The 2,363-nt window shown below is 73.6% G+C and carries 2 protein-coding genes and 1 tRNA gene; 1 reads left to right on the forward strand and 2 read right to left on the reverse strand.

Annotated features, from left to right (window positions below; translation table 11 throughout):
- Positions 1 to 85: 85 nt before the first annotated feature.
- Together AB8M62_RS20050 and AB8M62_RS20055 are read right to left on the reverse strand one after the other, a co-directional pair.
- Positions 86 to 1,258 carry a branched-chain amino acid ABC transporter substrate-binding protein gene (locus tag AB8M62_RS20050; RefSeq protein WP_369052204.1) on the reverse strand — a complete coding sequence of 391 codons (1,173 nt, stop codon included), beginning with the start codon at positions 1,256 to 1,258 and terminating at the stop codon, positions 86 to 88.
- Between the two features lie 288 nt (positions 1,259 to 1,546).
- Positions 1,547 to 2,173: an ANTAR domain-containing response regulator gene (locus AB8M62_RS20055; RefSeq protein WP_369052205.1), complete on the reverse strand. Its 627-nt coding sequence runs from the start codon at positions 2,171 to 2,173 to the stop codon at positions 1,547 to 1,549.
- Between the two features lie 81 nt (positions 2,174 to 2,254).
- Here AB8M62_RS20055 and AB8M62_RS20060 point away from each other — a divergent pair.
- Positions 2,255 to 2,328, forward strand: a tRNA-Leu gene (locus tag AB8M62_RS20060).
- Positions 2,329 to 2,363 lie beyond the last annotated feature (35 nt).

Below are 2,363 nucleotides of genomic sequence, written 5' to 3' on the forward strand. Positions count from 1 at the left end.
GGGGGGGGGGGGGGGCGGCGGGGGGCGGGGGGGCCGGGCCCGGCCCCCCCCCCCCCCCCCCCCCCCCCCCCCCCCGGACCGGTCCTCAGGAGGTGGGGATCTCCTGGTCCGCGACGATCGCTCCGTCGGTGACCTTGTAGCTCCACACGACGACGTCGGCGGGCTCGCCCTGCTCGTCGAAGGACAGCTGCTTGGTCACACCGGGCGCGTCGTAGGAGCGCACGAACTCCAGCAGCGACTCGCGGTCGTAGTTCCCCTCGGCGATGCCGTCGAGCAGGATCGTCGCGGCGTCGTAGCCCTCGGCGGAGTACGTGGCCGGGGCGGTGCCGAACTCGGCCTCGTAGTCGGCCGCGAAGGTGCCCTCGGCCTCCTCCGGCGGCAGGCACGGGCAGGTGATGATGGCGCCCTCGGCGTTCGCGGCGCCGGCGGCGTCGATGAGGCCGTCGTCCTTGGCGCCGTCGTCGGTGACGAACGGGGTCTGCAGGCCGCCCTCGCGCATCTGGCGCAGCATCAGGCCGGCCTCGGGGTAGTACCCGCCGAAGAACACCGCGTCCGGGTTCGCCGCGCGGATCGCCGCCACGGTGGCGGAGAAGTCGGTCTGGCCGCTCTGCACGGTGTCGTTGCCGGTGTTCGCCGCGCCCAGCTCCTCGCGGACGATGTCGGCCAGGCCCTTGCCGTACTCCGAGGCGTCGTCGACGACGAAGACGTTCTGCGCGCCCAGCACGTCGGTGATGTACGTGGCCGCGGCCGGGCCCTGCGAGGCGTCGTTGCCCAGCACGCGGAAGAACGTCGACCAGCCGTTCTCGGCCAGCGCGGGGTTCGTCGCCGAGGGGGTGATCGCCACGAGGCCGGCCTCGTCGAAGATCGGGTCGGCGACGCGGGACTCGCCGGAGAAGGCGGGGCCGACGACGCCGAGGACGGCCTCGTCGCCGACGGCCTGGGTCGCCAGACCGGTCGCCTGCTCGGGCAGGCCCTGGGAGTCGTAGTCGGTGACGGTGACCTGGCAGGCCCCGTCCTCGGCGTTGTGCTGGTCGACGGCCAGCTGGACGCCGTTCTTGATGTTGACGCCGAGGTTGGCGTTCGGGCCCGTCAGGGCGCCGAAGAAGCCGATGCTCACGCCGTCGGGGCACTCCCCGGTGGCACCGCCGCCGGCGGCCTCCGTGCCGCCCTCGGTACCGGTTCCGGTGGTGCCGCCGCAGGCGGTCAGGAGCAGGGCGGCCGCCGCGACGGGGGTCGCGAGCTTGACGATGGAGCGCACGGGCGAGTCCTCCTGGTGGTGTCGCACGGACGCGCGAGCGCACGTCCCCGTCCGCCCCTGCGCGCAGGGGCGGGACCGGGGGAACAGTAGAGGAGGGGCGGCCGTCGAGGAGGTGAACCGTGGAGGTTGTTCACCGGTCTGTTACACAGATCGACCAGCGGTCGCCCGTGCGGGTGGTCGTTCCGACCACCCGCACGCCGTCGGCGACGCTGCGTGCCGGGACGTGCGCGCACCCGCGGACGTCCTCGTCCGCGGGTGCGGTGCGGTGTGTCGCGCGCCCGGCCGGGCTCAGGAGCGGTCGTCGCCGGCGCTGATGACGGTGGTGGCGACCTCGCGCATCGTCAGGCGCTTGTCCATCGAGGTCTTCTGGATCCAGCGGAACGCCTCGGGCTCGGTCATCCCGAACTGCGTCTGCAGCTTCGACTTGGCGCGGTCGACGAGCTTGCGGGTCTCGAAGCGGTCGGCGAGGTCGGCGACCTCGTCCTCCAGCGCCATGATCTGCTGGTGCCGGCTCACGGCGATCTCCACCGCGGGCAGCAGGTCGGCGGACGTGAACGGCTTGACGACGTAGGCCATCGCCCCGGCGTCGCGCGCCCGCTCCACCAGCTCGGCCTGGGAGAACGCCGTCAGCAGCACGACGGGCGCGATGCGGGCGCGCACGATGCGCTCGGCGGCCGAGATGCCGTCCAGCACCGGCATCTTGATGTCCATGACGACCAGGTCGGGCTTGTGCTCCTCGGCCAGCGCGACGGCCTGCTCGCCGTCGCCGGCCTCGCCGACCACGTCGTACCCCGCCTCGCGCAGCATCTCCACGATGTCGAGGCGGATGATCGCCTCGTCCTCCGCCACGACCACGCGGCGGGTGGTCGTGGGGGCGCTGGCGGCGGTGTCGGCAGTGTTCGTCACGGGCGTCATCCTAGACGCCGCGCCCCGCCCGGCGGCGTCCCGTCCCACGGCCGGTGGGCACCCGCCCGGTTGCTAGGGTGACGCCGCCGCGCCCCGGTAGCCCAACCGGCAGAGGCAGTCGACTCAAACTCGATCCAGTGTGGGTTCGAATCCCACCCGGGGCACCCGTGCGCGAGGGGGGACGGACCGGCCGGTCCGT

It is taken from the genome of Kineococcus terrestris, from assembly GCF_041020755.1.
GTDB lineage: Bacteria > Actinomycetota > Actinomycetes > Actinomycetales > Kineococcaceae > Kineococcus > Kineococcus terrestris.

Coding starts and splice junctions, on each gene's coding strand:
- AB8M62_RS20055 (WP_369052205.1), bottom strand. CDS start 2,173: ATGACGCCCGTGACGAACACTGCCGACACCGCCGCCAGCGCCCCCACG.